The organism is Streptomyces jumonjinensis (assembly GCF_009600885.1).
In the GTDB taxonomy this organism is placed as follows: Bacteria; Actinomycetota; Actinomycetes; order Streptomycetales; family Streptomycetaceae; genus Streptomyces; species Streptomyces jumonjinensis.
In genome coordinates this window covers 123,294-150,230 of the sequence record NZ_VCLA01000201.1, presented here as the reverse complement: position 1 = coordinate 150,230, position 26,937 = coordinate 123,294, and the positions used below count along the sequence as shown (strand labels likewise).

Annotated in this window: 30 protein-coding genes and 1 pseudogene; all 31 read right to left on the bottom strand. The window is 70.5% G+C overall.

Annotated elements, in window-relative coordinates; genetic code table 11:
• Window positions 1–7: 7 nt before the first annotated feature.
• The 31 genes and pseudogenes from FF041_RS36400 to FF041_RS36250 all read right to left on the bottom strand — a co-directional run bounded on the left by FF041_RS36400 (window position 8) and on the right by FF041_RS36250 (window position 26,842).
• Window positions 8–829 (bottom strand): hypothetical protein, encoded by an 822-nt coding sequence (locus tag FF041_RS36400; RefSeq protein WP_153526881.1) that lies wholly within the window; start codon window positions 827–829, stop codon window positions 8–10.
• Window positions 826–1,107 carry a hypothetical protein gene (locus tag FF041_RS36395; RefSeq protein WP_153526879.1) on the bottom strand — a complete coding sequence of 94 codons (282 nt, stop codon included), beginning with the start codon at window positions 1,105–1,107 and terminating at the stop codon, window positions 826–828. The genes FF041_RS36400 and FF041_RS36395 overlap by 4 nt, the downstream gene beginning before the upstream one ends.
• A 175-nt stretch (window positions 1,108–1,282) precedes the next feature.
• Window positions 1,283–2,020 carry a hypothetical protein gene (locus tag FF041_RS36390; RefSeq protein ID WP_153526877.1) on the bottom strand — a complete coding sequence of 246 codons (738 nt, stop codon included), beginning with the start codon at window positions 2,018–2,020 and terminating at the stop codon, window positions 1,283–1,285.
• Between the two features lie 36 nt (window positions 2,021–2,056).
• On the bottom strand, window positions 2,057–3,553 hold the full coding sequence (locus tag FF041_RS36385; protein ID WP_153526875.1) for a DNA cytosine methyltransferase: 1,497 nt from the start codon (window positions 3,551–3,553) through the stop codon (window positions 2,057–2,059).
• Window positions 3,554–3,763: 210 nt separating this feature from the next.
• Window positions 3,764–4,381 (bottom strand): hypothetical protein, encoded by a 618-nt coding sequence (locus tag FF041_RS36380; protein WP_153526873.1) that lies wholly within the window; start codon window positions 4,379–4,381, stop codon window positions 3,764–3,766.
• Between the two features lie 74 nt (window positions 4,382–4,455).
• A complete protein-coding gene (locus FF041_RS36375) occupies window positions 4,456–4,734 on the bottom strand; it encodes a hypothetical protein (protein ID WP_153526871.1) in 279 nt (92 codons plus the stop codon).
• Between the two features lie 88 nt (window positions 4,735–4,822).
• Window positions 4,823–5,725 carry a helix-turn-helix domain-containing protein gene (locus tag FF041_RS36370; protein ID WP_153526869.1) on the bottom strand — a complete coding sequence of 301 codons (903 nt, stop codon included), beginning with the start codon at window positions 5,723–5,725 and terminating at the stop codon, window positions 4,823–4,825.
• A 78-nt stretch (window positions 5,726–5,803) separates the two neighbouring features.
• Window positions 5,804–6,940 (bottom strand): PD-(D/E)XK nuclease family protein, encoded by a 1,137-nt coding sequence (locus tag FF041_RS36365; RefSeq protein WP_153526867.1) that lies wholly within the window; start codon window positions 6,938–6,940, stop codon window positions 5,804–5,806.
• A gap of 64 nt (window positions 6,941–7,004) precedes the next feature.
• Window positions 7,005–7,937, bottom strand: coding sequence for a recombinase RecT (locus tag FF041_RS36360; protein WP_153526865.1), 933 nt, complete (start codon window positions 7,935–7,937; stop codon window positions 7,005–7,007).
• Between the two features lie 26 nt (window positions 7,938–7,963).
• The gene (locus FF041_RS36355; RefSeq protein WP_194292333.1) at window positions 7,964–8,305 is read right to left on the bottom strand and encodes a hypothetical protein; all 342 of its coding nucleotides are present in this window, start codon (window positions 8,303–8,305) and stop codon (window positions 7,964–7,966) included.
• A gap of 88 nt (window positions 8,306–8,393) precedes the next feature.
• A complete protein-coding gene (locus FF041_RS36350; protein ID WP_153526863.1) occupies window positions 8,394–8,603 on the bottom strand; it encodes a hypothetical protein in 210 nt (69 codons plus the stop codon).
• 87 nt (window positions 8,604–8,690) lie between these two features.
• Window positions 8,691–9,260: a hypothetical protein gene (locus tag FF041_RS36345; protein WP_153526861.1), complete on the bottom strand. Its 570-nt coding sequence runs from the start codon at window positions 9,258–9,260 to the stop codon at window positions 8,691–8,693.
• Window positions 9,261–9,418: 158 nt separating this feature from the next.
• Window positions 9,419–9,856: a site-specific integrase gene (locus FF041_RS36340; protein WP_153526859.1), complete on the bottom strand. Its 438-nt coding sequence runs from the start codon at window positions 9,854–9,856 to the stop codon at window positions 9,419–9,421.
• A gap of 77 nt (window positions 9,857–9,933) precedes the next feature.
• Entirely contained in the window at window positions 9,934–10,203 is a 270-nt protein-coding gene (locus FF041_RS36335) for a hypothetical protein (RefSeq protein ID WP_323393681.1), read from the bottom strand.
• Window positions 10,204–10,494: 291 nt separating this feature from the next.
• Window positions 10,495–11,382, bottom strand: a pseudogene (locus tag FF041_RS36330) (peptidoglycan-binding protein); the annotation flags it as partial.
• Window positions 11,383–11,499: 117 nt separating this feature from the next.
• Window positions 11,500–11,940 (bottom strand): hypothetical protein, encoded by a 441-nt coding sequence (locus FF041_RS36325; RefSeq protein ID WP_153526858.1) that lies wholly within the window; start codon window positions 11,938–11,940, stop codon window positions 11,500–11,502.
• 3 nt (window positions 11,941–11,943) lie between these two features.
• Window positions 11,944–13,047, bottom strand: a complete 1,104-nt coding sequence (locus FF041_RS36320; protein WP_153526856.1) for a hypothetical protein — start codon at window positions 13,045–13,047, stop codon at window positions 11,944–11,946.
• Window positions 13,044–13,970: a hypothetical protein gene (locus tag FF041_RS36315; protein ID WP_153526854.1), complete on the bottom strand. Its 927-nt coding sequence runs from the start codon at window positions 13,968–13,970 to the stop codon at window positions 13,044–13,046. The genes FF041_RS36320 and FF041_RS36315 overlap by 4 nt, the downstream gene beginning before the upstream one ends.
• A gap of 10 nt (window positions 13,971–13,980) precedes the next feature.
• Window positions 13,981–14,886 (bottom strand): phage tail family protein, encoded by a 906-nt coding sequence (locus FF041_RS36310; RefSeq protein WP_153526852.1) that lies wholly within the window; start codon window positions 14,884–14,886, stop codon window positions 13,981–13,983.
• Window positions 14,883–15,155 (bottom strand): hypothetical protein, encoded by a 273-nt coding sequence (locus tag FF041_RS36305; protein WP_153526850.1) that lies wholly within the window; start codon window positions 15,153–15,155, stop codon window positions 14,883–14,885. Before FF041_RS36305 ends, FF041_RS36310 begins: the two co-directional genes overlap by 4 nt.
• A 77-nt stretch (window positions 15,156–15,232) precedes the next feature.
• A complete protein-coding gene (locus FF041_RS36300) occupies window positions 15,233–19,102 on the bottom strand; it encodes a phage tail tape measure protein (RefSeq protein WP_153526848.1) in 3,870 nt (1,289 codons plus the stop codon).
• Between the two features lie 17 nt (window positions 19,103–19,119).
• Window positions 19,120–19,515 carry a hypothetical protein gene (locus FF041_RS36295; RefSeq protein ID WP_323393680.1) on the bottom strand — a complete coding sequence of 132 codons (396 nt, stop codon included), beginning with the start codon at window positions 19,513–19,515 and terminating at the stop codon, window positions 19,120–19,122.
• Window positions 19,470–20,018 carry a hypothetical protein gene (locus FF041_RS36290; RefSeq protein WP_153526844.1) on the bottom strand — a complete coding sequence of 183 codons (549 nt, stop codon included), beginning with the start codon at window positions 20,016–20,018 and terminating at the stop codon, window positions 19,470–19,472. The genes FF041_RS36295 and FF041_RS36290 overlap by 46 nt, the downstream gene beginning before the upstream one ends.
• Before the next feature lie 2 nt (window positions 20,019–20,020).
• Window positions 20,021–20,641 carry a phage tail tube protein gene (locus FF041_RS36285; protein ID WP_153526842.1) on the bottom strand — a complete coding sequence of 207 codons (621 nt, stop codon included), beginning with the start codon at window positions 20,639–20,641 and terminating at the stop codon, window positions 20,021–20,023.
• Between the two features lie 133 nt (window positions 20,642–20,774).
• Window positions 20,775–21,221: a hypothetical protein gene (locus tag FF041_RS36280; protein WP_153526840.1), complete on the bottom strand. Its 447-nt coding sequence runs from the start codon at window positions 21,219–21,221 to the stop codon at window positions 20,775–20,777.
• Entirely contained in the window at window positions 21,218–21,604 is a 387-nt protein-coding gene (locus FF041_RS36275; protein WP_194292332.1) for an HK97 gp10 family phage protein, read from the bottom strand. The genes FF041_RS36280 and FF041_RS36275 overlap by 4 nt, the downstream gene beginning before the upstream one ends.
• A 41-nt stretch (window positions 21,605–21,645) precedes the next feature.
• Window positions 21,646–22,077 carry a DUF6093 family protein gene (locus FF041_RS36270; RefSeq protein ID WP_153526836.1) on the bottom strand — a complete coding sequence of 144 codons (432 nt, stop codon included), beginning with the start codon at window positions 22,075–22,077 and terminating at the stop codon, window positions 21,646–21,648.
• Entirely contained in the window at window positions 22,067–22,441 is a 375-nt protein-coding gene (locus FF041_RS36265) for a hypothetical protein (protein WP_153526834.1), read from the bottom strand. Before FF041_RS36265 ends, FF041_RS36270 begins: the two co-directional genes overlap by 11 nt.
• A 92-nt stretch (window positions 22,442–22,533) precedes the next feature.
• Complete coding sequence (locus tag FF041_RS36260) at window positions 22,534–23,739, bottom strand: UDP-N-acetylglucosamine--N-acetylmuramyl-(pentapeptide) pyrophosphoryl-undecaprenol N-acetylglucosamine transferase (RefSeq protein ID WP_323393679.1); 1,206 nt, start codon at window positions 23,737–23,739, stop codon at window positions 22,534–22,536.
• Window positions 23,736–25,925, bottom strand: a complete 2,190-nt coding sequence (locus FF041_RS36255) for a B12-binding domain-containing radical SAM protein (RefSeq protein ID WP_153526832.1) — start codon at window positions 25,923–25,925, stop codon at window positions 23,736–23,738. The genes FF041_RS36260 and FF041_RS36255 overlap by 4 nt, the downstream gene beginning before the upstream one ends.
• Entirely contained in the window at window positions 25,922–26,842 is a 921-nt protein-coding gene (locus FF041_RS36250; protein WP_153526830.1) for a TauD/TfdA family dioxygenase, read from the bottom strand. The genes FF041_RS36255 and FF041_RS36250 overlap by 4 nt, the downstream gene beginning before the upstream one ends.
• Window positions 26,843–26,937 lie beyond the last annotated feature (95 nt).

Here is a 26,937-nt window from a genome sequence, read left to right as displayed (position 1 = left end):
GACCTATCTAGAAAGAGAGGAAGTCGCTTACCGGGGCCAGCGGCCCGGCCACGGCGAGCACGACGCCCAACGGCAGCGCCGCGGTGGAGACATCGGCCGAGACGGCCTTCGGCTCCTGGCCCGGAGCGGGCTTCGTCGGCATGAGCCACCTGTGGCCCAGGACGTCGACGTAGTGAGCGCCCACCTCGTACAGCTTCCCCTGGTAGAGGAAGGACCCCGTCCGAAGGGAAGAGATCCACGGCTTCGTGAACTGCTGCGGCTCGGCCGGGACGTCCAGCACCATCTGGAAGCCCCGGAAGTCGGGTGCCGACACCAAGAACCCGAGGCCGCTGCCGAGGGGGTGGAAGTCGAGTTCGGCGTCGGCGTGCTCCCACAGCACCAGGTCCTCGGAGCTGAGCCGGACGGGCCTGCTCCCCTGGCCCCAGGAGCCGTCCGCGCACCGGCCCAGCTGCCCCAGTACCTCGCGCCACGGCACCGGTGCCGCGTGCGCGGCCACCGGCACGGCGAACTCGGCGGCCCCCTCCATGAAGTGGAGCCGGGGCAGCCCGCTCGTCATGTCGTAGTCCAGCCGGACGGTGGCGCAGGACTCCAGCCAGCTGCGCAGGGCGAGGGCGTCGGCGTAATCCAGCGGCGCCATCCACCGGCCCCCGCGGATCGGGGTCCGCGCCACCGCGAGGGTCCGGCTGCCCCGGACGACGGCGTGGAGATACCCGCGGGTGCAGTCGAGGATGACCACATCCAGCTCGGCGGGGGTGTCGTCCTCGCCTGCGCGGTGGGGCATCGTCTTGTCGAGGATGGCCAACAGGGCGTCGGCCTCAATGGTGATCATTTCTTCTCCTTGGTGTGGGTGGGATTGGTTTGGTCCGCCGCTCGCTTGCGCCGGCGTCGTTCCCGCTGGGCGAGGCGTCCGGCCTCCTTGCACCAGCGGCAGGCGGTCTCCCCGCGCCGGTTGTGGGCGCGGGCCCCGGCCTCGGTGCCGTGGGTGATGGGGCTTGCCTCTTCGGTGAGTTCGCTCTGCCGGGCTCCCGCGCAGGTGTCGAGGACCCGGCCGTCGAGCCACAGCCGTCCGCCGCAGACGCCGTCGAACCGCGAATGCCTTGGCAACACGAGAGCGACGCACCTCGACCGGAAGGGGCAGGCTTCGCAGACCGTCAGGAGGTCGCGGACGGCCGGGGCCCTGAGTGAGTCCTCGGTCGCGCCGTCGGGTGTGAAGCGCGTGTCTCCGGCGCACAGTGCTCCGCGAACCCACTCAGTGCCGCTCATGAGCGATCTCCTCGGCGGGCTACGGGCTCGGCGGCAGCGGCAGCAGGCGCACCTGGTCGCTGGTGCGGGTGCCGTACGGGTACGGGTGCGCGTACTGGCCATGGGCCGACACGAGATGCTGGTCGGCCAGGGCCGGGAGGGCGAACATCTGCCCTACCAGGCGGGTCAGCGTGTCGTCGCACTCGGCCGTCCATCGGCGTCGTGCTGTGCGGATCTCGGTGCCGTCCTCGGAGACACCTTCGATGATCTCGATAACGCGGCCACCGGCTGCGCGGCCGTCCACGACGACTGCGGTCGCATCAGGGTGATGCTCGCGGACCAGTTGTGCGACACGCACCGCTCGGTCCGTCGGCGGGAGCTCCAGCAGCCAGCTGTTGCCGTCGCTCGCCGTGTTGCGCCGCACGGAGGCCCATGCCGGGGATTGATGGGGGGCGAGCGCGGTTTGTATGTCGAACTCGATCTGGTCCGCGATGCAGTCGAGCGGATCCTCATCCTCCCCGCCTCGGTTGTCCCACAGTTCGGGGCACGTTCCCAGCGGGCTGGGCTGCGCGCCGAGGATGCTGTGCAGGTCGAGGGTGCGGGAGCTGTAGAAGGCGAAGGACACGTAGACCGCTTCGGGGCAGGCGGCACGGATCTTCGCGGCGATGTGGTCGAGCACCGCGAGGCAGTACGCCTTCTCGATGCGCAGGCGCTCGGCCTCCAGTTCCTCGCGCTGCTCGCAGAGGATGGTCAACTGGTCTTGTGCGGCGGGTGTCATGGCAGGGGTTTCCCTTCTTCTTCGGGGGTGGATGGGTCAGGCGAGTACGGGCTTGAGGCGGTCGCCGATCCATCGGGCGACGTTGACGCTGACGGCGTTGCCGGCCTGCATCGTCTGGGCGGCCCGGGAGCCGACGACCTGGTAGTCCTCCGGGAACCGCTGTGCCGACAGCTGTTCCCTGGGGTGGAGCATCCGGAAGTAGCAGTCCTCGATGCTGGGGGCGCTGCGGACCACGGCGGCCGAGTCGCGGGTCGCCAGGGTGTGCAGCGGCTCGGCGGCCGTCCGCGTCGCGCTCTTGCGGTACGGGATGACCAGCGTGTTCAGAGCCCGGTCCCGCGCGATGCCGTCGGGAACGACGAGGCCGTGATGCCGGGCGGTGCTCACCGTGCTGACGGGGTTGTCCACCGGGGCGGCATCACAGTTGTTGCGGAACTCCACGATGAACGGGCGCGGCGCGATCGTGACCAGGGCCTCGCTCTCGCGGGTCGTACGGGTGCGCAGGGGCGCGTCCACGCTGGTCGGGGTGTCGTTCCACGACCCGCCGACCGGGCACAGCAGGCCCTCGCCCAGTTTGGCCGTCCGCGTCGGCAGGGGTCGCGCCCGCGGATCGAACGCCCGGCTGGTTCCGTCCTTGCCGTGGCTGAGGGTGATGACGCTCGGCTCGTAGGGGAACCTGGCGAGCCCGGTCGCGATCCGCCGCATGGTGTTCGGCACCAGGGGCCGGGCGCGGTCTCCGATGCGCTGGCCGATGTCGTCCCAGAGGATCACGTCGGAGGCGGGACGGACGTACGGCTCCACCAGGGCGTGCCCGCACCGGGTGGACGGACACCGGTAGTCGTACTGCTGCGCGTACTTGCCGACGCGGACCTTCGGGTCCCGCCAGCTCTGCCGGGCGTTGACGTTCCTTCCGCACGCGACGCAGTACGCCAGCGGGCGCGGCGCGAGATCGGGCCGGGCGATCGTGGTGAGGGTGAACACGATGTAGACCCGGTCGCGCCACTGCGGTGCGTACGGGTTGGTCTCGGACCCGATGTGCGCGGAGGACACCGAGACGATCTGGGCGCGGTAGCCCAGCTTCTTCATCGCCCGGATCCACTCGGGGAACAGCAGCCAGTCGGTGATGAACTCGACGACGTTCTCCACGACGACGCAGGGGAACCTTTTCGCTTCGGCGGCCCGCAGGACGCACCATGCCGTCACGCGGGTCATCTCGAATGCCTCGGGCGGCAGTTCGCGCCACTGCTCCTCTTCCTCGAACAGCGCGTCCTGCGCGGGGACGGGCCGCTTCCTCCCACCGGCCGGGCTGAGTTCGGTGCAGATGACGGAGGCCCACATCACGAGGGCCTTCGGGAGCCAGCGCATGGGGTAGTTCTGGATGTCCGCGCAGCGCGCGGAGGCGGTGGGGTGGTTGAGCCCGAAGGTGTCGACGGCGGCTTGGTAGTGGTTGATGCCGAGGATGGGTTCGAACCCGGCTTCGGCCAGTCCGGTGGCGTCTCCGCCTGCTCCGCAGAGCAGATGGATGGTTCGGGGCATGTGGTCTCTTCCAAGAGGTGAGGGGCCGCCCGGCCCGGCAGGCGGGCCGGGCGGCCGTGGTCAGTACTCGTCAGGAGCGCGGGACGCGCGGTGGTGTCTGCTGTCCTCGACTCCGAGGGCGATGAAGGCCCCCAGGCCGAGGGCGCACAAGACGATCAGGAGCCAGGTCACCGCCCTGTCTTCCTGGGAGCGCGCGGCGCGCGGCGGTGGTCACGCACAGGTGCGTGTGACGCGGACGGTGGTGATGTGGCCGACGCTCTCGAACACGCCGAGCGGGTCGCCCTCGTCGTCGGGGCGCTCCCAGATGTGGCGGTAGCCCTCTTCCGTGACGAGCCGGTCCGACCAGGTGAGGTACTGGGCGATGGCCGCGCCGGGGGTGCGGACGCCTGCGGTCTGCTTGTGGGTCGCTCCGTAGGGGGCGATGTGGCAGGAGGAGACGATCAACCCGTCAGAGCCCCTGGCCGCGTACAGCTTGTCGATGCGCGCGAACAGGGGGACAAGCGCGTTTCCGTGGTGCCGCTGCGATCCGGCCGGGGTGGAGTCGTACACCATGTGGCGGCTGTCGGCGTTCTCGTCGGTCGACCGGCGCTGTACAAGCCAGCCGGTGACGTCGGCCGGGTCGGCGGGGAGCGCGCCCTCGGAGGCGATGATCAGCTCCGTTCCATCGCCGAGGTCGGCGCGGACGTGGTACTCGCCGCTGCACAGCTCGACGTCGGTGGTCCATCCGTTGTGGCGCAGCGGGAGGATGACGGCCCGGTAGGCGTGGAAGAGGCCGAGCCACAGCGGGTCGTTGAGCCGGTTGTGATCCGGCAAGGCTGCGATGGTCATGTGGTTCTCCAAGAGGGGTGGAACGAACAGGCGCACAATGCCCGTTTTCTATCGTGTGACCTATCTCGTGCGCGTTAGCTGCGCCAGAGGGCCACCTCGCCGGGCGGAACGATCCGCACGACCCAGATCCGGCCGTCGGGCGTGAGGGCTGCGGCGAAGGGCTGCTCCGCGTCGCGATGGACGGCGGCGTTGCCGCCCATCCGCTTGACGATGCCGCCAGCGATCCGGTCGACGGCGAGACCCGCGCACGAGGGCGAGCAGAACGGTCCTTCCACGATCGGCTCGGCGGGCTCGCCGTGCACCACTTGGGCGAGCGCGAGGTGGGCCCCCGGGCTCTCGGTAGTTGTGGTCATGTGAGCGCCTCCAAATGATTGAACTTACTTATATCTTATGGGCGTTATGCGGGGTGTCAATGTTGGCCGCGCCCCCCAACGCCCCTCCTCACCTGCGGGAATCGGGCTTGCTGCCGCGCCCCATCCGCGCCAGCTCCATGGCCCGCTGACGGGCCATCTCCAGCGCCTGCGGGTCGGTCGCGGCCACGCGGCGCTGCTGTTCCTCGAAGAACTGCCGCAGCCACTCCTGCTGGGCACGGTGCTTCGCGTCGTCGGCCCGTCGCCGTGCCTGTTCGCGTCCGGCACGCGGGTTGGTGCCGCATCCCCGGCAGTTCGCGACCGGCTCACGGTGCTTCGGGCAACGGGGCCCGCCTGCTGGCTCGGCACGCCCGTCCGGCTCCCCCGCGCCTTCTGGTGCGGGGGTTGGGGGGTAAGGAAGGGAAGAGGAAGGAGGGGGAAGAGAAGGGGTTTCCCCAGGGGAACCCACTCGGTTCCCCCCGGGGAACCTGTCGGGTTTGCGCAGGGAAACCCTCCCCGCGCCCTCGACTGGGTTCCCGTCGGGGAACCCTGCGTCCCCGCGCTTCTCCTTCGCGGCCTGACGTGCGGCCACGTCCCGCCGAGTCCTCGCCGCCGCCGACGGCTTGCTCCGGGGCACGTCCCGCGCCAGCCGGGAGTTCTTCGGCGCGTTGCGCGCCGACACCCGCCGCTCGATCAGCTCCTCGGTGGACGGGATCGGGGGCACGCCGTACGGGAAGACCTTGTACTCGGCGCGGCGGCCGACCCGGCCCACCTCGGTACGCTCGACCAGCCCGAGACCCACCAGCTCCGTCACCACCGTGCTGACCTGCTTCTCGCCCACGCCGGCCCAGGCCATCATGCGCTCCAGCCCGGGTCTGCCCAGACGGGTCTGGTCGTCGGCGGAGTCTGCGATCTTCATCAGAACCAGCTTCTGCGTCTTGTTGACCACTTCCTTCGGCAAGTACGCCACCACCACCATCAAGTGGATGCTCACCAGTTCCCTTTCGCTTCCGGCCCGGCCGCGCCGTGGCGGGGGCAGAGCCGCCTACGGCCCTGCCCCCGCGTGACCGGGTCAGGACTTGTTGCGGCGGACGCTGACGTTGATGCTCACCGAGGTGCGCCGCTCATGGTCGAGCCGGACCGGCACCGGTATCCCAGCCCGCTTGAGCTGGGCCTTCATCTCGTCCACGTCCGGGCTCATTGGCACCGTGAGCCCTGCGCGCCGGAACAGCGTGGCCATGGCGTCCACGTCATCGGTCCGCGTCGGGTTCCCGCCGCTCCAGGTCAGGACGTTGTCGCCGTACGCCCCGGCATCCGTGCCGTCGAGCTTCGCCCGCAGCAGCTTCAGCTTGTCCTTCAACGGCTTCATCTCGTTGGACACCTCGACGTACTCCGCGAGCGCGGCTGCCCGCTCGGCGTCGTCCCGGACCAGGATGGTCTGGGGGCAGCGGCCGGACGCGATCGGGCCCCAGCAGGCAGTCCGATAAGGACAGTTGTCGCAGATGGATGACAGCCCGGGGCCGTCGAGCGTGCGCGGCAGCTCCTCCGGTGTGGCGGCCGACCGCACCTGCTGGACCCACCACCGGGCACCGCGTCCCCGGTCGGCTCCGTAGGGGATCTCCTGGACGTGATCGTCCCCGGAGTCACGGTTGAGGAACCGGAAGCGGATCTTGCCCACCGGCAGGGGGCCGAGACGGGCCAGCTGCCGCTGCCCCTTGATGTCGGCGAAGCCGCGGGTGCTGAGCAGGTCCGCGTACAGGTACGCCTGGCGCAGCTCCGCCTCGGTCGCGCCGCGCCGCAAGACGTTGTCCCACACGCGCAGGCTCTTGGTCTTCACGTCCTCGACCGTGATCTCGTCCGCCGGGAGGCTCGGCCGCAGCCGCTTCGGCAGCCGGGCGGCCGTGCCGCTGTCGAGCTGGACGGCGTCGATGTGCCCGCGCAGCAGCTCGTCCTCCACCCTGCGCTCGATGATCCACCCGTACTCCTGGCGGGCGGCGGTCAGCAGCCCCTCGTGCAGCCAGGTCCCGAGGATCGCCTTGCGCTTCTCACCGGTGTCGGTGGGAGTCCGGCCGTGGAGGAGGTACCCGGCACGCCGGGCGCAGACGGTGTCGCTGGCACCGATCTTGGTCTGGAGCGAGCGGGGGCGGCGGGCGTCGGCGGCGTGGGCCGCTGGCCACAGGCTCACGGGGTGGTCTGTCGTTATGGTCATCAGGTTCTCCAAGAGGGGGCGGGGGCGGCCCGCCCGGGACGGGCCGCCCCCTTGCGAACGGGTGCTAGGCCGAGGTGCGGGCCGACGCCGCCCGCTTGCGCGGGGCGCGCTTGGGCTTCGCCGGGGCCTCGGCCGCCTCGGGGGCAGGATCGGTCTTCTTCTTCGCCGCCGACCGGGCGCGCTTCTTCGGCGCGGGCTTCGCCTCGCCGGTCTTCTCGCCCTCCTGGTCGGCACCGCCGCCCTGGTCGCGCGCGGCGGCCTCGCGCAGCCGCTGGGAGGCGATCTCGCCGACGCGGAGAACGGCGTCGGCGTCCGCCTGTTCCATCTCCTCGTCCACGTACATACCGGCGAGGTCGTGCGGGGCGGCCATCCGCAGACCGCCCGCTTCCGCGCACTTGCGGAGCATGTGGGACGGCATCTGCCGCCACATCGCCGCCAGCACGTACTCGCCCTTCTTCTTGTCGTAGTACGTGGGGGCGAACTCGTCCCACCTCGCGATGAAGGGGAACCTGGCCTCCCCGCGCAGGACCGTGACCTTCACGGCCGCCGGCGGGACCCGGGCGAGCCAGACGTCGTACGCCTTGCCCTCGGCGTCGTAGTAGACGGTGTCCTCGTAGGAGAGGGACTCCCCGGCCCGCTTGGCCGCCTTGTGGGCGGTGGCGCGGAAGCCGTCGATACCGGTCTGGATGGTCCAGATGTACGCGGGCTCGTCCGGGTCGTCAGCCGCCTTCCAGTTCTTCCGGCCGATCATGTAAATCTGCCGGGCGAACGGATCGAGTCCCGTGCGCACGCAGTAGTGGAAGAAGACGGCGAGCTGCGCCCGGGGGGCGTTGGCGAGGCCGGGGCTGATCAGCGCGAGCGCGCTGATCTGCCTGGCGTCGAACTCCTCCTGGTCGGCGCGCAGGACGATGGCGGTGGAGGCGTCCGGGGATGCGGCCGGAGCCTTCTCGGTGACGGGGCCCGCGGCGGGGCCGTCGTTGGGGTGTTGTTCGGTCATGATCGGGTGTTTCTCCAAGAGGTGTGTCAGTCGGCCCGCAGGGCGCGGACCTCGAACGCGGACTCCCACTGCGGGTGCCGCTGGATGAGCAAGCGGGCGTACCGGCTGCGGTAGGAGTTGTTGAGGCGGAAGTCCCCCCGGGTCGCCAGGGCGTACTGGTACCGGAGCACTTCGAAGAGCATCCCGACGCCGACGCGCGTGGCCCCCTGCTGGAGGTAGTCGGCGGCCAGCTTTTCCAGGGCAGCGAGCACCCAGGGGTTGAGCCGGTGGAACTCCTCGAACCGCGCCTGAATGGAGGACTCGTCGTGATCCGGCTGGAGTACGGCGTAGATCACCAGGCCGGGTATCTCGTCCTGAACGCTTGCCACACCAACCTCCTGTCACGCGATTTCAATCACGTAACCTACCTTGGGCGTTGCGGCGCGGTCGATCAACCCTTGCCCGGGAGGGGCGAGTTCAAGCCTTCGGCTCGGCCTCGCGGGCAGCCTCGCCCATGTCCCGCTCGCGGCGGCCGTCGACCTGCTCGACGGCGCGCAGGGCGCGCACGGCGAGGCCACCGTCAGGGCGCTTGAGCACATATGCGGACAGGGCGAGTTCCAGAATCAGGGCTTCCTCGACCCTCCCGGCGGCGACGACCCCGCCGTCCGGTAGATCGGCGAGCTGCATATAACCTCCTTGCCTCCTTCGGCCCATCCGAAGGGATATGCATATATCTTATTGGCAAATCGGACTTATGTACAGCATTTGCGCAGGTCAGAGGCCCTTCTTGGCATGGCGTCCCCGCGTCAGCACCGTGGCTCCGGGGCCCTCGTACCGGCCCTCCCGCAGCGCCGCCACCACGTCCTCGTCCACGTCCCACGGAAGGCTGCGCGCGGTCGCGCGCAGATCCGGAACAGCGTCGAGCACGGTGTCCAGCAGCCACAGCATGGAACCGGAGAGCAGCCAGTCCCCCGCGGGGAACCGGCCCGTGGAGATGGCGGTGGCGAGACTCGCCTGAGAGGGCAGCCGGAAGACCTGGATGATCTCCTGCTGGCCGACGATCGGCGGCAGCTCGTCGTCCAGGTCGGCCTCCCACCCGTCTCCCTGCTCGGACTTCAGCCGAGCTCTGACGCCGGCGTCGACGCGCCGGACCCGGGCCGTCGTCGTGCCGAAGCGCACGGCGTACCCCAGGGGCCAGTAGCGGACTCCGCTCACCACGGTCGCCGTGGCCGGATCCAGCACCCGGCGACTGGGACTCATCCACTGGCTGACCATCCCGGGCTCCACACCGTAGAGCGCGGCGAACTCCTGGTAGCCCACCATGTACGGCTTGAGCCGACGCATCCCTGTTCCTCCGCTGTCGTCTTGACTGACGACGGAAGGGTAGCCACCCAGTCCCACGCCGCGCTCCCGAGGGCGCTGCTATCGTGGACGGCGGTCTACTCCAAGAGGACCCAATGGCCCCCGCCTCGGCGGGGGCCATTCGCCTGTAGCGGCAGTCCTCAAGACCCTGTGCTCCCGGTGTCCGAGGAGAACTGTGCGAGGAGCCGGGTACGGCGCTTCTGGCGGGTGAAGCGCAGGCCGTGCACGTCCTTGCCGGTGACCCGCCGAAACTCGCTCGCGACATCCTCCACGGACAGCCGCCTGTCGGCATGCATGAACACCGGCCCGGTGCGCCGGGCCCCGATCAGATCCCGGAGCAGACGACAGAGGTCATCCGTGATGTCCACCTCGAACGAGCCTCCCTCCTTGGTGTCGTGGAGGACGATCAGGCAGTTCTCCAGCTCCACCCCGGGCACGTCGAGCGCCACCGCTTCGAGCGGTCGCACTTCTGCCTCCCACAGTGCCCGCCAGACAGCGCGGACTGCCAGAGGAACCGAAGGGTCCGCGAGCGCGGAGTCCACCTCCGCGTCGGTGACGACGAGATGCGATGTGTCCATGAGAGCCCCCCGGGCTGTTGGAGTCCGATACTCAACTCACCGTAGGTCGGGTGTCGGACCCCTTGGGCCGGGTGCTGTCAGCCGCGGACGGCGGCGAACAGGGTCGCGCCCAGCGCGATGACGCCCGCCAGCGTGGACACCGTCCTCAGCGGCCACCGTCGTGTCTCCAGCGCGGTCACCCGCGCGGTGAGGGCCTTGATCTCCTTGTCGGCCTGGTCGTTCCTCTGGACGAGCAGCGCGAGCTGCCCGTCGATCCTGGCGAGCCCTACTTCGAGGGCGCCGCGCAGGTCCGCGAGCGCAAGCGCGATCTCCTTGTCGGGCACGGTCTCCTCCTCGGGCGTGGTCACAGGTCATCGAGGGGTTGCGGGGTCGCGGTGCAGCGGGAGCCACGACGCGGTGCCGCGGCGGCCGAGGACGGTGCCGAGACACGACTTCAGCACCGACAGCGCGGCGGGCACAGCCGCGACCGACGCGGACTCCCAGACGGACAGGGACAGGATGTCGGTCGTGGACGCCGCAGCGAGCAGCCCCAGCATCGACTGGACGTAGGTGGCGATCGTCCGTTCGGCCACGTCAGCGAGCACGGGCGGCACGACGTCTTTCTCCTTTCGGGCCCGGGGGGCCGATCCGGGCGCGGACTGGTGCGGGACACGGAGCTTGGCCCACGTCGTCTTACCGGGGATGCCGTCGGCGTCGGAGCCCTGGTAGCCGTTCTTGATCTGGTAGGCCGCGTACGACCTCCGGTGAGCCTCGGTCCAGACCGGGCCTGGCGGGGTGTCGAAGGAGCTGCACTCCTCGGCGATCAGCCGCTTCGCCATGGCGGCGATCACCGGTGAGGAGCGTCCCGTGCGGAAGAACTCGGGTCCGGGGTAGGCGGCGTACCGTCTCGGCTTCGGCTTGGGGTCCGGCTTGGGCTTCGTGGGGGGCTTAGCGGCGCCCTTCAGATGGGTGGCGACCCGGTCGCGGAAGTCGGCCATGTCGATGCCGCCCGGGTCAGGCTTGCCCGGCTGCCATTCCTTGTGACCGATCACGCTGCGCTCGGTCCAGCCGTGGGCCCGGCAGACCGCGGCGGCCGCGCGGGCCATCGCGTCCAGTTGTGCCGCGGGCCAGGACTGGCTGCCAGTGTTGACGCACTCGAAGCCGTAGAAATGGCGATTGCCGTCCGTATCGGCCTCATTGTCGCGGGGCAGGGTCTCCTTCTCCGCGATGACGGCGAGCAAGACGTCGGTGTCGCCCATGCCGGCGTGGTTGGTCCGGCCGTAGCCGACCAAGTGCACGGTGCCGGACCGGTCGATGACGCCATGACACAACGGGCCGGGCAGCCCGCGATACCCGACGCGGCACAGCTCGACCATGTCGTCCTCGGACGAGTACGGGCCGGTGTGGTGGATCATGACGCCGTTGACCGGACCCCAGTTGCCTTGGGTGTTCCGGTTGTGGGTACGCCACCTGCCGTGCTCGACCACGCCCAGGCCCGCGCCCTTCAGCGCGGACAGGAACCGGTCCGCGCTCAGCGGGGTTGCCACTCTCTTCGCCTCACTCCCCTTGCCGTACGGCAGTCGGCCGGGCCCTGTGGGCCGGTCCCTCGGGGAGTTGTGGCGGGTGGAGGGTCACCCGGTGGTCATGGTACCCAGCGGGGCCGACTACTCGTCGTCGTTGTCGCTCCGGCACGACACGCCGTCGAGGCTGATCCACGTGGCGCGGGTGCCGCCCCCCGCGCCCGGCACCCGGAGGGTGACGCGGCCTTCGCGGTCCAGCTCCAGCTGGAGAGCGCGGCGCTGAGCGTCGGAGGCCACCGGCAGCGTGCGGGTGGCGGCCGGTTCGTAGTCGTCGGGGAGCAGGGCAATGACCGTCCCGTCCACGGCCCTGCTGCCGGGCAGTCCGATCCGCCCGCTGAACTCCAGCTCGTCCCACGGCATCTCGCGCAGCTGCGGCGGCCGGTCGGGGTCGGGCACGGCGGTGTCGCCGGTGAGCGGAAGGTTCCGCCAGGGCGGACGGGGCGCGCGCTGGGCGCGCTCCAGTTTGGTGACGCGCCGCTCCAGGCGGGCCATGCGACGGGCCAGGTCTGCGATCGTGTCCGGCATCGCTCACTCCTGCGCTTCGTCTTGGTCGTCTTCCGGCTTGAGGGCGCGTTCCAGCTTCAGCGTCACCCGCTCGGGGCTCTCGCCGCTGCCGGGCCGTACTGTCCAGCCGGTGATCCTGTTCCAGCCGTCGTAGGCCGTGTGCGGCTCGCGGAGCTGGATGCGCACGATGTCACCGACGCGCAGCGCGCCGATCGGAGCGGCAGGGTGGTCGGTGATCTCCAGTTCGGTGAGCGTGGGCAGGACCTGCCGGGCGAGGCGCTCGCGCCGGGCACGGCGCTGGAGCCTGGTCTGGTCCTTCTCACCGGTCTCCAGCCGGTGCTCCAGACGGAGGCAGCCGTTTCGGACCCCGTCGACGGCGATCTTCCGCTTCTTCCCCTCGCCGTCTCCGAGGCCGATGACCCACTGGGCGTACCCGTCGGCGTCCTTGATCACTTCGGGCTCCCCCACGACGTTGGCGCCCGTCGTGAACGTCAGGTCCTCACGGCGCCGTCCGAGGCGGGGAGCGCCGAGGAGGATGCGGCGCTCGGCACGCTGGCCGCGCCAGGTGACGGCTTCCGACCACTCCAGGCCCTCGTCGATGTCCGCCATCTCGTCCACGATCTCGCCCAGCTTCCGGGCGTCCTGCCGGAGGATGGCGTACGGGTCCTTCGCGGTGCCGGTGCGGGCCTCGGAACGGGTGTCGTCCACCACGACCCCCAGGTCTCCGTCCGGCTGTTCCTGGGCGTAGGCCCACGCGTCGCGGATCACGGAGCAGGGGTCGGCTTCGATGTAGGGCCCGCGGCCGTCGAGGTTGCCGTGGAGATCGTGGCGGCGGTGCAGGTAGCTGGTGAACCCGGATGCCTCCACCGGGAGGCGGACGCCCTGCGGCTGGGCCCGCCACAGGAGGCCGCCCCACAGCAGCTGGCCGTTGCGCTCGACCAGGAGCACGGCATCCCCGGCGTTGAGCATGTCGCTCAGGGTCCGGGCACCGGCCGGGGTGAGGCTGGCGCTCAGCGCGCCGGGCCCCGAGATTTCCGGGCCGAACTCGACATCGGAGAGCGGCAGCGTCCAGTGCAGGATGTCGCCGGTCCGGGCGTCCGCGACGATGTAGCGGTAGTCGGGGCTCATATGGGGCTCTCGGTGAACTCGATGTCCGCGACCAGGGTCGTCCCGTCGGCCACGGACAGCTCGCCGTCGCCGTAGGCGTCGTTCTGGTTGACCTGGACGGTGAGCTGCTGGCGGGTTCCCCGGTAGGCGGGCGGGATCGCCAGCGTGTCGGCGAGGGTGGCAGAAGAACGGCGGGTCGTGGTGCCGTCGTCGTCGAAGACGGTGGGCTTGGAGACGCGTTCGCCCAGGCGGGTGCGGAGCTGGGCGTAGATGCTGCCCGCTTCGGCGCGCAGCCCGGAGAGGGTGATCACGAGCGTGGCCCTGGTCGCCCACGTCGGGATGTCGAGGTCCCAGGTCGCGTCGGCGGGCCAGCGGGCCCACTCCCCGTGGCGGCCAGGGATCTTGTCGGGGTCCTGCGAGTGGACGGCGCGCAATGTCCGCTCGGTGCGCGGGTTGGCGAGCTGCCGCAGGTCGGTGATCATCTCGCCGGTGATGGCCGCAGTGTTGCGCGGGAGGGTCAGCCGGGCCAGCGGCAGAGCGGTCATGCCGCGCGGGACGGTGGTCGTGTCGGCGTCCACGCCCTGGACGAGATGGAAGTACCCGATGTCCTGACGGCGAGGGTCCCGCTCCCCTTCATACTCTGGGTCTTCGATGCGCAGGACGACCAGGTCGGTGCGGGCGAACGGGCCGGTAGGCGGCACGTCCAGCGGGGTGTCGCCGACGTTGCTCTGGGTGTAGGCCCCCTGCCAGGGCCGTGCGCCGTGGATGAGCGCGGAACCGTCACCGATGCGGACGCCGGGGCCGGAGGTCTCCCGGGGCTGGACCTTCAGGTCCCCGGCCTCGGCGACGCCCTGCCGGCCCCGCGCGAGGTCGCGGATCATCAGGCGCGTCGCGCGGGCGCTGGGCTGGCCGCCGCGGACGGTCATCGGGGGTTGAAGCGGCATGATGCTCCGTTCACAGGGAGGTGTAGGCCGAGCGCCAGTTGACTTCGAGGCGGCTGCTGCCGGTCGCATCGTCCGCGCTCCAGCTGATCTCCGAGCGGCCAGGGGGAAGGATGAAACGGTCCAGTCGCGAGGGCGGCACCAGGTCGGTGGCGACGTTGGTGACGCCGTTGCGCAGCGCCCAGCGTGTTCCGGGCCTGGTCTCCAGCTCGACCCATTCGCCGCTGCGGAGGGTCAGGGCGAGTTCAATGCTCTGGCCGGTGGCGGTGTTCCAGACGCGTGGGTTGGCAGCCGGGCCGTGGATGCGCAGGCTCGGCCAGGCGGTCGCGTTGCCGTGGTTGGTGATCCAGCCAGGGCGGTCGTCCGGGTCGGCGTGCTCGTCGCAGTGCTGCGGGGTGTCGCCCTCCCGCCGGGGCGTCTGGTCCAGAGGGAGCACGAGCCGTGAGGACTCGTCGGCGTGCCAGCGGGTGTCCAGCGTCGCCGCGAACTCGATATCGAGGGGAATCCATCCGTGGCGGGCCTGTGCTGTGCTGACGGCCTCCACCCGGCGCAGACGGCCGTACAGGCGGCGGATGTTGTGGCCGGGCCACCGGCCGCGCAGGACGGCGCGGCCGGTGGCGCTGGTGCGCGCGGCGGGGTCGTCCAGCGCCTTGTGCAGCCGGGCCAGCAGGTCGGCGGCGGCGGTCGGGTCACCGGGCGTCTTGATGCCCGCTTCGATACGGACAGTACGGGCCGCGTAGAAGTCCTGCCCGGGGAGGACGCCGTCGCCGACGGGGTTGTCGGTGTCCTGGGCCCTCACCGTGGGTGCGCCGAGTCCTTCGACGTCGGCGACGGGGATCGGGGTGCCCGTCCCGAGGACGACACCGCCGATCTCGTACTGCCAGGGGGCCAGTTCGATCCTGGGGGGTGGTGTGCTCATCCGACTCTCCCGCCTCGCTGCGCGTTGCGCAGGTTGCGCATCATTTCGCTGCCGATCTGTTCCGGGGTCGCGGAGCTGTCGGTGACGGTGACCGGCATGGTGCCGATCAGGGGCTGCTGTTCGCGGACCACGAGGACCTGGACCCGGCCGCCGGCGCGGGCGTCGACCAGGCGCGGTCGGCCTCCCGGTGTACTGCTGCGGACGTCGAAGCGGCGGACGGCGTCGGCCAGGGCCGCCACGTTCTGGGTCTTCTTGAAGGAGGCAATCACCGACCCGTAGTCACGGCTGGCTCTGCGGGTCAGCCCGCCGTTGGCGAACCACTGGACCTCTCCGCCGAAACGGTCGACTACTTCCTCGACAACGGCCTTGCTGCGTTCGCGCTTTGAGGTGGCCAGGGGTACGTAAGCCTCCCCTTTTGCCTCGGGTTCACCCCATATGCGCCATGATCCGGCGGGGGCGATCTGGGCGACGTGCCGTTCCCGGCGCGGCCCGGTGACGCCCCCGTCGGCGAAGAAGTCGAGGACACCCCCGTCGGCCTGCGGTACCGGAGGAGCCTGGATCGAATCCGGGGTCCCGTGGCGTCCCGGTCCCATGAGGTCGACCGGCGGTTGATGAGGATGTCGATGGTCTTGCCGCGCATCCCGTCGATGCGGCTCTGGATGGACTGCACGGCCTCGATCGGGCCACCAGTGGGGATCGTGACCTTCACGTCCTTGGTCCCGGGCACCTCTTCGATTTTGAAGCCCAGCGACTCCAGCTCCTTGCGCGCCTGCGCGGTCGGGGCGGCGACACGAACCCACTTCGCCCCGGGCGTCGCGCGGATCTCGGACTGGACGGCTTGGAGACTGGCGATGGCCGCCGCGCTCCGCGCGGAGACCCGCACGTTCTTCGCATTCGGGGTCCGGCCGAGCTGCGCCACCAGCTCGTCCAGGCTCTTGCGTGCGACGGCAGTCGGCGCGGTGATCTTGATCTGGCGGGTGCCGGGCACCGTCTTGACGGTGAAGCCCAGCTCCCGGAGCTTCTTCTGAGCGTCCTCGCTGACCGAGTCCACCTTGATGGTCCTCGCCTTGGGCAGGCGCCGGAACTCGGCCTGCACCGCGAAGAGGTTGGCCAGCGTGCTGTCCATGCCCTGGGTCTGGAGCAGGATCGACACCTGGGACGGCAGCAGGCCGAGGCTGTTGGCGACCGCCTCCGCCTGGGTGCGGGTGAGGCCGTACCCGCGGGCGGCCCTGATCGCCTCCGTGCGGGCGCGGCTCATCTCCCCACGGGCCTTGGACAGGGCGTCGGGCAGGGACTCGCCGTTCTGCTTGGCGAGGGAGTACGTCGCCATGGTCGCGTCGGCGGCAGCATCCGAGAGCGACGTGAGCTGGGAGTAGAGCTGCTGGCCGTTCCTCGACGTCGTGTTGATCGTCTTGTCGGGGTTGACCAGATCGCCGCCGTACCCCCGCTGCCGGTCCACGTCCTTGCCGCCCTCGCGGAGATCGAGAACGGCGGCGTTGACCCGGGCCCTGGCCGCCTGAAGCGAGACCTGGCCTCCCGAGAGCAGGTCGAGGGCGTCCTTCAGGGAACGGGTGCGCTGGTCGGCGTCGGCCGTCTCGTCCGCGAGCCCGGAGACCGCCGTCTTCAGCCGGTCGTACGCCGAGGTGCCGCCCCCGGCTCCGCGCTGCACGTCGGCGAGCTGCTTGGCCCGCTTGACCGACTCCGACATCTCGCCCTTGATCCCGCCGAGCGCGTCGGCGGCCCGCTTCGCGCGCAGTCCGGTGTCGGTGTACACCTTCGCGGCATGGCGGCCGGAGGTGATCCACTGGACGTTGGACTCGGCCGTCTGGTTGAGCTGCCGCTGGAGGCTGTCCAAGGAGGTGCCTTGACCGAGATAGGCGTCGGTGAGCCGGTCCATCGGGACGCCGGCGCGCTCCATCACGCGGACCAGCTGCTCCTTGCCGTCACGGACCTTGGTGTCCATCAGGATTTCCGTCGCCCGCACCCGCACGTTCGCGTTGACCGCGCCCCCCGATTCCCGGAGGGCGGACGTCAAGGAGGAGACCCGCTGTTCGTGCTCGGCTGCGGCCTGCGCGGCGCGCTGCTGACGGGACGCGAGGAGGCTGAGACCGACCATGGCCCCGGCGATGGCTATGCCCCACGGGCCGCCGAGTGCTCCGGACAGGCCGCTCATCGCCGAGCGGAGCCCGGACCCGGCCGCGCGGCCGACGCCGTTCATCGTGCCGATGAAGGTGGTGCCCGCCCCGTTCGCGCTCCGGAAGGCCGCCGTCATGTTGCCGAGGAACCCGACGCGGGACTGCACGGCGGCCCACGCCGCGCCGTAACGATTCAGCGCGACGCCCGACGACGCGGCGAGCGTCCGCTGGAGCTGCATCTGCTGGGCGAAACCCTGGAACGCGCCGCGCACCGGCCCGGTGACGGTTCCCGCGAGATTCATCAGCCCCGGCTGGACACGGCGGAACAGGAGCATCGCCAGTGCGGCGGACTGGATGGGGCCGGGCAGCGCGGCGAACGCGGAGACGAGACCGCCCACGACCTGGCCGATGGGAACGAGGACTGTGGACAGGCCCGACACGGCGTCGAAGACGAGGTTCACCGCGGTGGTGACGATGTCGAGGGTGCCTGCGGCGGCACCGCCGCCCGCGACGATGTCCCCCAGGCTGTCGAGGACGGGCTCCGCGCCGTCGGCGGCGTTGCCCAGGACGTCGCCGAGGGTTTCCGCGGCGTTGATGAGAAGGTTCAGGCCGGTGGCAAGGGTGTCCTCGCCCAGTGCCTTGAGCGGGCCGACCAGGGCGCGGGCCTCGTCCACCAGCTCGCCCAGCCCGGAGGACGCCTGCTGCTTGAGGTCCGGCCCGTACAGCCGGGCGAGGTCGGTGCCGTACTCGATCGCCGTCGTCAGGTACGGGGTGGCTCCGGACATGCCGCGCGTCAGCAGACGGGTGACGTACTCCAGCCCGGGGGCCATGCCGTTGTAGAGCGCGATGCCCGTCTGCCGCGTCTGAGTGCGGAGCTGCGTCATCGCTCCGGCCAGGCCCTGACCCCGGGAGGCGGTGATCGTCGCGGCGGCTCCGGTCTGCCTCACCGCCAGCGAGAGGTCGTCGAAACTCTCCGTGCCCTGGTGCGCCAGGGCTAAGGCCCCGCTCAACGCGGGCTTGCCGAACGCCTGAGTGACCGCGCCGGTGAACTCCTTCGGGTTCATCTCGTGCTGCGCCCGGTTGAGTTCGTCGATCAGATTGCGAAGCCCCCGGAACTGGCCCTTGTCGTCCCAGGCTTCGATGCTCAGAGCGCCGAGGGCCCCCTTCATCTTCGGGGTGGGCGCGGCAAGATTGGAGAAGATCCCCCGCATCGCAGTGCCCGCGGGCGTTCCCAGGATGCCTGCCCGCCCGAGCATGCCGACCGCCGCTGCCGTGTCCTGGAGGGTGACTCCGAGCCCAGCGGCCACCGGGCCGGCGTACCGCATCGAGTAGTAGATGTCGGTGATCGACCCGGAGGCGGCGTTGGAGGTGGCGGCGAGTGTGTCGGCGGCCCGGGACGCCTGCTCGGCACCCAGGCCGTACTGGTCCATGATGTCGCCGAGGTACCGGGCGCTCAGGGCCGCGTTCACATCGGCGGCCGAGGCGAGCTGGAGCGAGGCGCGGACGGAGTCGATCGACTGGTCCGCCCGGAATCCGGCCTTGCTCAGCTCGACCATGCCTTCGGCGGCGTCGGCCGCCGTAGAGCCGGGCAGGCTCAGGTCGTTGCCGAGTTCCTGCGCGGTGTCGGCGGCCCGCTTCATCTGGCTCCCGGCCGCGCTGGACACCGCCCGGAACAGGTTCATCCCGCGCTGGTATCGGTTGCCCTCCTGAAGGAGGTCGTTCGCGCCGAGCAGCAGACCGCCGCCCGACAGCAGGGTCAAGCCCTGTCCGGCAGCCCCGAGCGAGCGGTCGAGCTGGGAGACGGATCGGGCACCGTCCGCGCCCATCGCCCGCAGGTTGCTGCGGGCGGCCCCGGCGCGGGAGGCGACCCGGTTGAGATCACGGACGAGGGAGCGGGAGCTGTTGCCGACGGTGTGCAGCTGCGACGCCGCGCGGGCGGCGTTGGCGTCGAGGCGGGCCAGGGAGCGGTTGGCGGCGTCGGTGCGGTCGGCCAGCGTTCGTGCCTGACCGGCAGCCGCGCGAAAGCCCGCGATCAGGTCGCGGACCTCGGCGCGCATCGCCACGGTCAGGGTGAACGCCACCCGTCCTGCTCCTCACTTCATCGTTCGTCGCTCCCCGGCAGCCCGAGTCGGCGGGGCAGGAGCTGGATCTTCACGCCGTAGCCCGAGCGGTCATGGGGCACGTGGTCCCGTTCCTGCTCGATCAGCTCGCAGCCGGGGCACCGCAGCGTGTCGGTGACGTAGGCGTGCGGGTCGCCTCCGCGCTGGCGGTCCCACTCCTCCAGCCGGGTGTGGCACTCCGGACAGACCGATCGCCGCCACTCCGCCCAGTCCAGGGCCTTCGCCCGGTCGAGCGCCGTCCACCGGCCGTCGCCGCCGAGGAAGGCCGAGTGGGGGATGCGGAACCGCTCGCACACCTCCAGCTCGGCGCGCAGGCCCGGGTCACGGCTCAGCCTTTTCCCAGGTCGATCCGCGTCTCCTGCTGGACCTGCCACGCCGCTTCCCACAGCGCGTTGGCGTCGGGAGCGGACCAGGAGGTGAGCAGTTCGGCGGCCTCCTCCTCGCTCATCCCGTCCAGCGACGACGCGGCGATCAGCGCAGCCGGGAAGGTGTCCGGGTTGAACACGGACCCGTCCTCGGCCTGCTTGGCGGTGGGCGGGTGGTCGCCGAGCAGGTCCTCCAACGTCGGCCTCGGCAGTGCGAGGAAGGTGAGGAAGTCCGAGGCGGCGTCCAGCTCGTCGCGGGCCTCTTGGAGGGCTGCCTCCTCCTTCGCCGCGTGCCGCGCGGCACGTTGGTCGTCCGGGGCGGCCTCGGCGAGGAACCGGGCGCGCTCGGCCGACTTCTCGGCTGCGGTCACCGCCGTGCGGAGGGTGTCGTCGTCGCAGATCCGCAGCTGCTTACGCGGGCGGACGCGGCGGCGAAGGCGTTCCATCTTCGCCGCCCACGCGGCCTCCGCCGACGGCGCGGCCGTGTCGCTTGCTGTCGTGGTCCGCGCCACCGTCAGTCCTCGTCGTGGTCGCGGATGGTGGCCGTGGTCGACGTGGTGCTGACGACGGAGATGTCGATCCGGTCGCCGTCGTGCTCGTCGTCGTCGCAGTCGTCATCGGGCTTGGGCGGCACCGGCCGCGCCGGGGGCACGGGGGTGTCCAGCGACGGCTCGTCGGTGATGGTGAAGTCGACCTTGAACTTTGCGGCCTCGTTCCCCGTCGAGTAGGTCGCGGCACGTGTGGCCACCTGGGCGGGGAAGAGGTCCAGCGAGGGCGATCCGGGGATGTCGCCCTTGCGCAGGAGGGCGACCCAGCCCTTCGCACCCTTGCGGAGGCGCTTCTCGATCTCGTTCGAGTGCTTGTCCTCATAGAACGTCAGGCTGCTGTTCTCGGCCTTGTCGTTGCCGGGGATCGAGGAGTTGAACGTCGAGCCCATGTCGGGTGTCTCGATGGGGTCGTTCTCCAGCGCCCAGCCCTCGATGTCGCTCACCGAGTCGGTGAGGTCGAACCGGTTCGGCGGGCTGATCTCCGTGCGGGACAGCCGGGCCGGGTTGCTGATCTCCGTCAGCCAGTAGATTTTCGAGATACCGCGCCGCAGGAATCGCGTCTGGGTGGACGGCTTCTTCAGGGACACAGGTCCGCTCCCACTTCCGGGGCAGCGTCCCGTGGCGAGGCCCTGCCCCTTGAACTTCAAAAGGGGGTTCGCCGGGCCTGGTGCCGGGCGTCCGCGCGGGCCTCCGCGGTGAGGGCCTGAAGGAAACGAATCTTCAGGAGGGGGTCACGGTGATCGTGAACCGCTGTACGTAGGACACGATAGCGCCTGCCGCCGACACCGAAGGCTCACCGGCGCTGTCGTAGTGGAGTTCGCGGTCGATCACGCGGCCCTGCGGCAGTGCGAGTTCGCGGGTCCATTGGCCTCGCGTTCTGCCCACGATCCCGGCCCGGACCCGGTCGGCGAGCCACTCGGCTTGGTCCTCGCGTTCTCCCACCGAGGTCACCTGGTACGACCAGGCGACATCCGCGTGCCAGTCGGCCAGCGGCGGCCCGCTGAACGTGCCGGGCAGGGAGTCGAGAACCGTGTACGGGACGACTGCCGGCACCCACGCCCCGCCCGCCCGGATCCGCGGCAGCGCGCCGGTGCCGCACGGCCGCCCGGTTGCCTCCTCGATCAGCGTCACGAGCGCCCGGGTCACCGGGCGCCTGGGGGCGGTCACGGCAGCACCCCGTCCGCGAGGGCCTGCACGAAACCGGGCTGGGTCTGCCGGAACGCGGGCTCGATGTGCGGGAACGGCGGCTGCCGGTAGTGCCGCCCCAGCGCGTCCACCCCGACGAAGCCGTACTCCAGCCGACGGACCTGCGGGGCGTCGGAGAACACCTCGGCGGTCACAACTCCACCTCCCACCCGTACCCGCACGTCCCAGGACGCCCGGTACGCGCCGGTGATCACCCGGGGACCCGGGCGGCCGGAGGCGTTCCGCTGGATCCGGACCCTCAGCAGCATGGCGTGGTGCCGGGTGATGGTCCGTGTACGGGCGCGGACCGCGGGTCCCATCCGTGCCAGCGCGGCGGCCAGAGCGATGGGGTCGCGGAACGCCACGGAGTCAGGGTGGGCGTTGGGGTGTGGGGTGGCCGGGGGCATCAGTCGATCACCTGCACTCGGACGATGCGGATGACGCTGTAGGTGCCCAGGTTGGCGTCCGAGATCCGGAATCGGCGGCCGACGAGCTGCGGGTCTCGCGGGCCGCCCTTGCGTACGGACCCGGCGTTGCGGAGCACGTCGTCGGGGCGCAGCTCCGGGGTGTCGACGGGCAGCACGGCCTGGTAGTCCGTCGTCGGCGGCTGCTGAACGAGGGAGCCCTCCAGCGGGGTGGTGATCGCGGGGCGGCCGAAGGGCATGATCGCGCCGAGGCCGTTCCAGATCAGGACTTCGTCCGGGGCCGGGCGCACGAGCTGTCCGGTCTCCTCGTCCAGATGGTCGTCCGTCCGGCCTGCGCTGTCACGCCAGACCTCCAGCTTGTCGTCCAGGATGCGGCCGACCACCCGCCGCGCCCCGTCGACGTCAAAGGCCACGGGCCCACTCCCCGAGCTGCGTGAGCATGGCCTTTGTCAGCGAGTTCGGCCCGGTGCCCAGGTCGGGTCGGTCCAGCGCGGCGCGCTCCAGCGCCTCCGGATCGATCGCGTCGAGGAACACGGCCGCTGCTGGCCCGGGATCGGGGAGGTCGGCCACGCTGACCCGGGCCATCCCGGACCACTGAACGTCGCTGCGGTCGGCGACGTGCAGCAGCACCTCGGCCCGTTCCCCGGCGAGGTGGCTGACGGAGTACGCCTTGACGGCACTCGGGTCGATGCGCGTGCCGTCGATCTCGATATCGGCACGGCCGCCCTGCGCGGTGATTTCCACCTGCCGGAGATCGGTGTCGTTCGTCTGGTCCATTCAGCCGACGCTAGGAGGGTTGTCGGACACGCTCGCCCGCGCCGGATCAGCCCGCACGGCTCATATCCGTGCGGGCCGCTGTCGCTGTGCAGCTACTTCAGGCCGTCGAGCGCGACGTTCAGCAGCACCTCGACCAATCGGGACGCGGCGTCAGGCTTGCCCATCGCGCGGGCGGCCGTCGCCATCGTCTCCCGGCGCTGTGGGTCGGACAGGACCGGTTCGAGGGCCGCCCTCAGCGCGGGGGCGTTCACCTGTTCTCCGGTGAGTGCCACAGCGGCCCCGGCCTGCTGGAGGTGCAGGGCGTTGTGTTCCTGCTCGTTGCCCGCTGAGGAGGCGAGGGGGACGAGGAGGGACGGTTTACCGAGCGCGGTCAGCTCGGAGATGGTGCCCGCGCCGCTGCGGGAGACGACGACGGAGGCGAGTGCGAGCACGTCGGGCAGTTCGGGGCCGACGAATCCGTCCACCCAGTACCGGGCGTGCAGTTCGGGCGGCAGTCCTGCGGCGGCCTGCCGGGACTTCTCCACCCAGTTCGGTCCGCACTGGTGGATGACGTTGGCGACCGACAGCAGCCAGGGCAGGTTCTCACGGATCATGCCGTTGATCTGCTCGCTGCCCTGCGCGCCGCCCGTGATGTAGACGGTGGCAAGCCCGGGGTCGTACCCGGTCATGCCGAGCGCGGGGACGGCCTTGGCCGCATCGCCGGTGAACACGGTCGGTCGGACGGGGTTGCCGGTGACGACGGCCGAGGCCGCCACGGAGTCCGGCAGGAGGCTCAGCGAGTTCTCCGAAGACAGGGCGACCGCGGTCGCGGAGCGGGCGAGGACCCGGTTGGCCAGGCCGAGCCGCACGGTCTGCTCGTGGATGACCAGGGGGGTCTTCGTCGCGCGGGCGGCGAACCCCACGGGCACGGCGACGTAGCCGCCGGTGGACAGGATGACGTCAGCCCGGAAGCGGCGGGCGATGGCGCGGGCCTCCAGTACTCCCTTGGGCACCCGCCCCATGTCCCGCACGTTCTCGGCGTTGATCATCTTCAGGGGGTTGCTGGACCGGCGCAGTTTGCCGGTCGGCACGGTCTCGAAGGGGATGCCCTCGGCGGGGGCCACGCGGGATTCGAGTCCCGTCGTGGTGCCGACCCACAGCACGTCCACGCTCGCGCCGTGGTTCTGCATGACGGTCTGCATCTCGCGGACCGCGGTCAGGGCGGGATAAGTGTGTCCGCCCGTTCCGCCTCCGGTCACCATCAGCTTGAAGGGACGGCGGAAGGAGGCGAAACGAGCGGCGAGGGCATCGACAGTCACGGCGTGACAGCATCCGATCGTGAGGGCTCCGCATCCGACGAGCCGGAGCCGGCGGCGGCCATGCGAACCTCCCGGACGATATCAGGCAATCTGACCTTGGTGAGGAGCCAGCCGAACCCGGCCATCGTCGAGCCCATCTCCCCCACGTAGGTGCGCAGGGTGGACCGCTGCCGGTCGGTGAGCACGAACGTCCGCATCGCCGTCTCCGTCAGCCGGTAGCGGCGCACGTCGGTCGACTCCTGCCCTGCCTGTGCGTCCTCCAACAGCAGGTCGATGTCGAAGTCGGCGATCTGTTCGAGGGCAGCGGGAGGCTCGGAGGTGAAAACCTGCGACAGCTTCAGCCGGTGGTACGCGGCCCCCTCCCGGACAAGACGGGCCACCAGCGAAGAGCCGCCGGTCCTCGCCCCGGCGCGGCGCAGGACGGTGAGCGCGGCCCGTACGGCGACTTTGGCCAGATCCTCCAGGGCTTCGGAGATCATCCGCATCCTGTAGGTGTAGAGCAGGTTGTTGCCCAGTTCCCCGTCGATGTACCGGTCGACGTTCGCCGTGGCGTAGCGCATCAGGTCCTGCCGGTCGTCCCACAGCTGCTCGTCGGTCTCCTTCAGGAACTCGCCCAGGACGCGGGCGAGGTTGTCGCCGTGTGGCTGGCTGAGGCACTCCTCCAGCCACGTCATCGGGGAGACCTCATGGGCGCGGAGCACGGCAAGGACCGCGGCGAACACGCCGCCGTTGTAGAGGGAGGCAACGAGCAGGTCCATCACCCGGCAATCGCGGTACTCCTCGTACGACAGGTTCGGCAGTTCGACGCACACCTCGTCCAGCTCGGCCGCGCGGATCTCCCGGCCCAGGACGGTGTAGCGGCCGAAGCAGCGCGGGATGACCCGCCACTTCGTGCCCAGCCCCCACTTCTGCCGGTACGCCGCCGCGTACATCTCCGAGGAGGGCAGCAGGGTGAGCTGGAACATGTTGAGCCGGTCGAACCGGGCGTCCATCAGCCCGCGCAGGCTGCCGAAGTGCTTCTTCTTCGAGTCGTCCGGGAGGGCGAGGATCACCTCGCTGTACGACTGGGCTCCGGCCTGCGCCGACTGGAGAGCGATCTCCATCATCTTATCGGCCGAGATGTTCTTGCGCTCGACGGCGGCGAGGACGTCGGTGTCGAGGGACTGAACCGATCCGGACAGGCTGATGGTGCCGGGCACCTGGGCGACCGCTTCGAGGACTCGTTCGCGCTGGTTCTTGCCGGTGGTGACGTTGACGACGCGCGGCCAGCCGTAGAGCTTCTGGCAGGTGGCGAGGATCTGGCAGGTGTGCTTGTCCTCGGGGAACATGCCGAAGTTGCTGTCGGTGATCAGCAGTTCGTTGCGCGCCGTGCCAGCCTTGACGAGCGGCTCCATCTTCTGGCCGATGTAGTGCAGTTCGGCTTCGACCTCGGCCCGCGGGCGCTTGGCGACCCTGGAGAAGTAGTGCTGACCCTCGGTGCAGAAGTTGCAGGAGAACGGGCACCCCCGGGTGGTGGTGATCGTCGGCACGCCACCGCGCTCGAAGAACGGGTCCAGCAGCCCGGCCGTGTACGGCGAGGGAACGTCGGCCAGGTCGCGGATGCGGTTGCGCGGACGGGGCGTGAACACATCGCGCCGGTCCGGGGAGAGGGAGTGCACGCCGGGGATCGTGTCGCGGACCTTGCTCGCGGGCTTGCTGTTGAGGTGGAGCAGCAGGTCGGCGAACGCGATCTCGCCCTCTCCATCGACGTAGAAGTCCACGGCCCCGGCAAGCCGCTGGTACCAGAAGTGGACCTGGTCGGGGCGCAGCAGCGGGTAGTGCGGGCCGCCCATGACGACGGTAATGTTCGGGAACTTCGCCTTGATGACGCGGGCGATTCCGGTCGACAGGTGTGCGTTCCAGATGTAGTGGGAGAACCCGATCACGTCGGGGGCCCCGTGGGTATCCAGCGCGTTCGCGAGGTCTTGGGGGAACTTGAAGATCCGCGGGACCCGCTGGAAGTCCATGACGGTCGCGGCGTGGGTCGCGAGTCCGGCGACGGCCTGCGGCATCGTCTCGGCGGATACGGTCTGCTGGGTGTAGGTGAGGTCGCAGAGCCAGACCTTCAGGTTCATCTTCGGCCGCAGCTCGGAGGCGGCCGGGGATGCCGCTGCGGTGAGCGGCATCCCCAGGTCGACGGTCGTCATCGGGCGACGGCCTCCGCAGCGCGCAGGAACATCTGCCACAACAGGCGGCGCTGTTCCTCGGGCACCTCCTCCTGGCCGTGTCCCAGGGGCTCGCGGCCGTGCACGCACAAGTGCTGGTTCACGACGATCAGGTCCCCGAAGCCGAGGAGGAACTTCTGCTGCTCAGAAATCAGTTCGCGCTCTAGCTCGCGGGCCGCGCTGGTGTGCGGGTCCGTGAGGTCCATGTCGGGGAGCATCTTCGCGGTGAACCGCACGAATCCTTCGGACGCCGGCAGGCCGTCGAGCACGGGGAACGGGTCGTACTCCGTGCCGACGCCGGTCAGGTCGTAGAAAGCGCCGTCGTGGAATACCGGCTCCGCGAGGAGGGCGCGCTCGTCGTCGTTGAGCCGGTCCACCGCGCGGCGGAGGTGGGAGACGATGCTGTTCCCCTCGCCCAGCGGGTCGGGGCGCACGCACAGCAGGGCGCTGTAGTCCGGGGGTTCGGTCGCGTTCACCACGTCGATGTGCAGCGGGTTGTACCCGGAGCCAGTGGCGCGCATCGGGTCGATGGTCAGGTTCGTGCCGAGCGGCTTCCACAGCGGCCACCGGTCGAAGGCCCGCAGTGGTGCACCGAGCCAGGACAGCAGGACGGTGGCGGCTTTCTGTCCGTCGTCCAGGCCGAGGCGGCCGAGCAGCAGGCCGACCTCAAGAACGGCGAAGCCGTCGCCGTCGGGGTCGTCGAGGAGGTCGCGGCAGCGGCGTACGACGATCTGCGCTTCGGGGGACTCGGCGCGGACGCGGTCGTAGGCCGCGCTCACGTCGCCGCGCAGCAGGCCGCCTTCGAGTTCGGCGGGCGGAAGGTCGATGACCTTCCTGCCGAGGAGTTCGACCAGGGTCTCGGGGAGAGGGGCGCGGTAGGTACTCGGTGCCGTGGTCATACTGGCTGTCTCCTATGCCTTCGGAGCTTCATGCGGCGGATGGAGGTACCGGCGTGGGGCGCTTGTGCGCCCAGGTGGAGGCGGGTGGTGCCGCG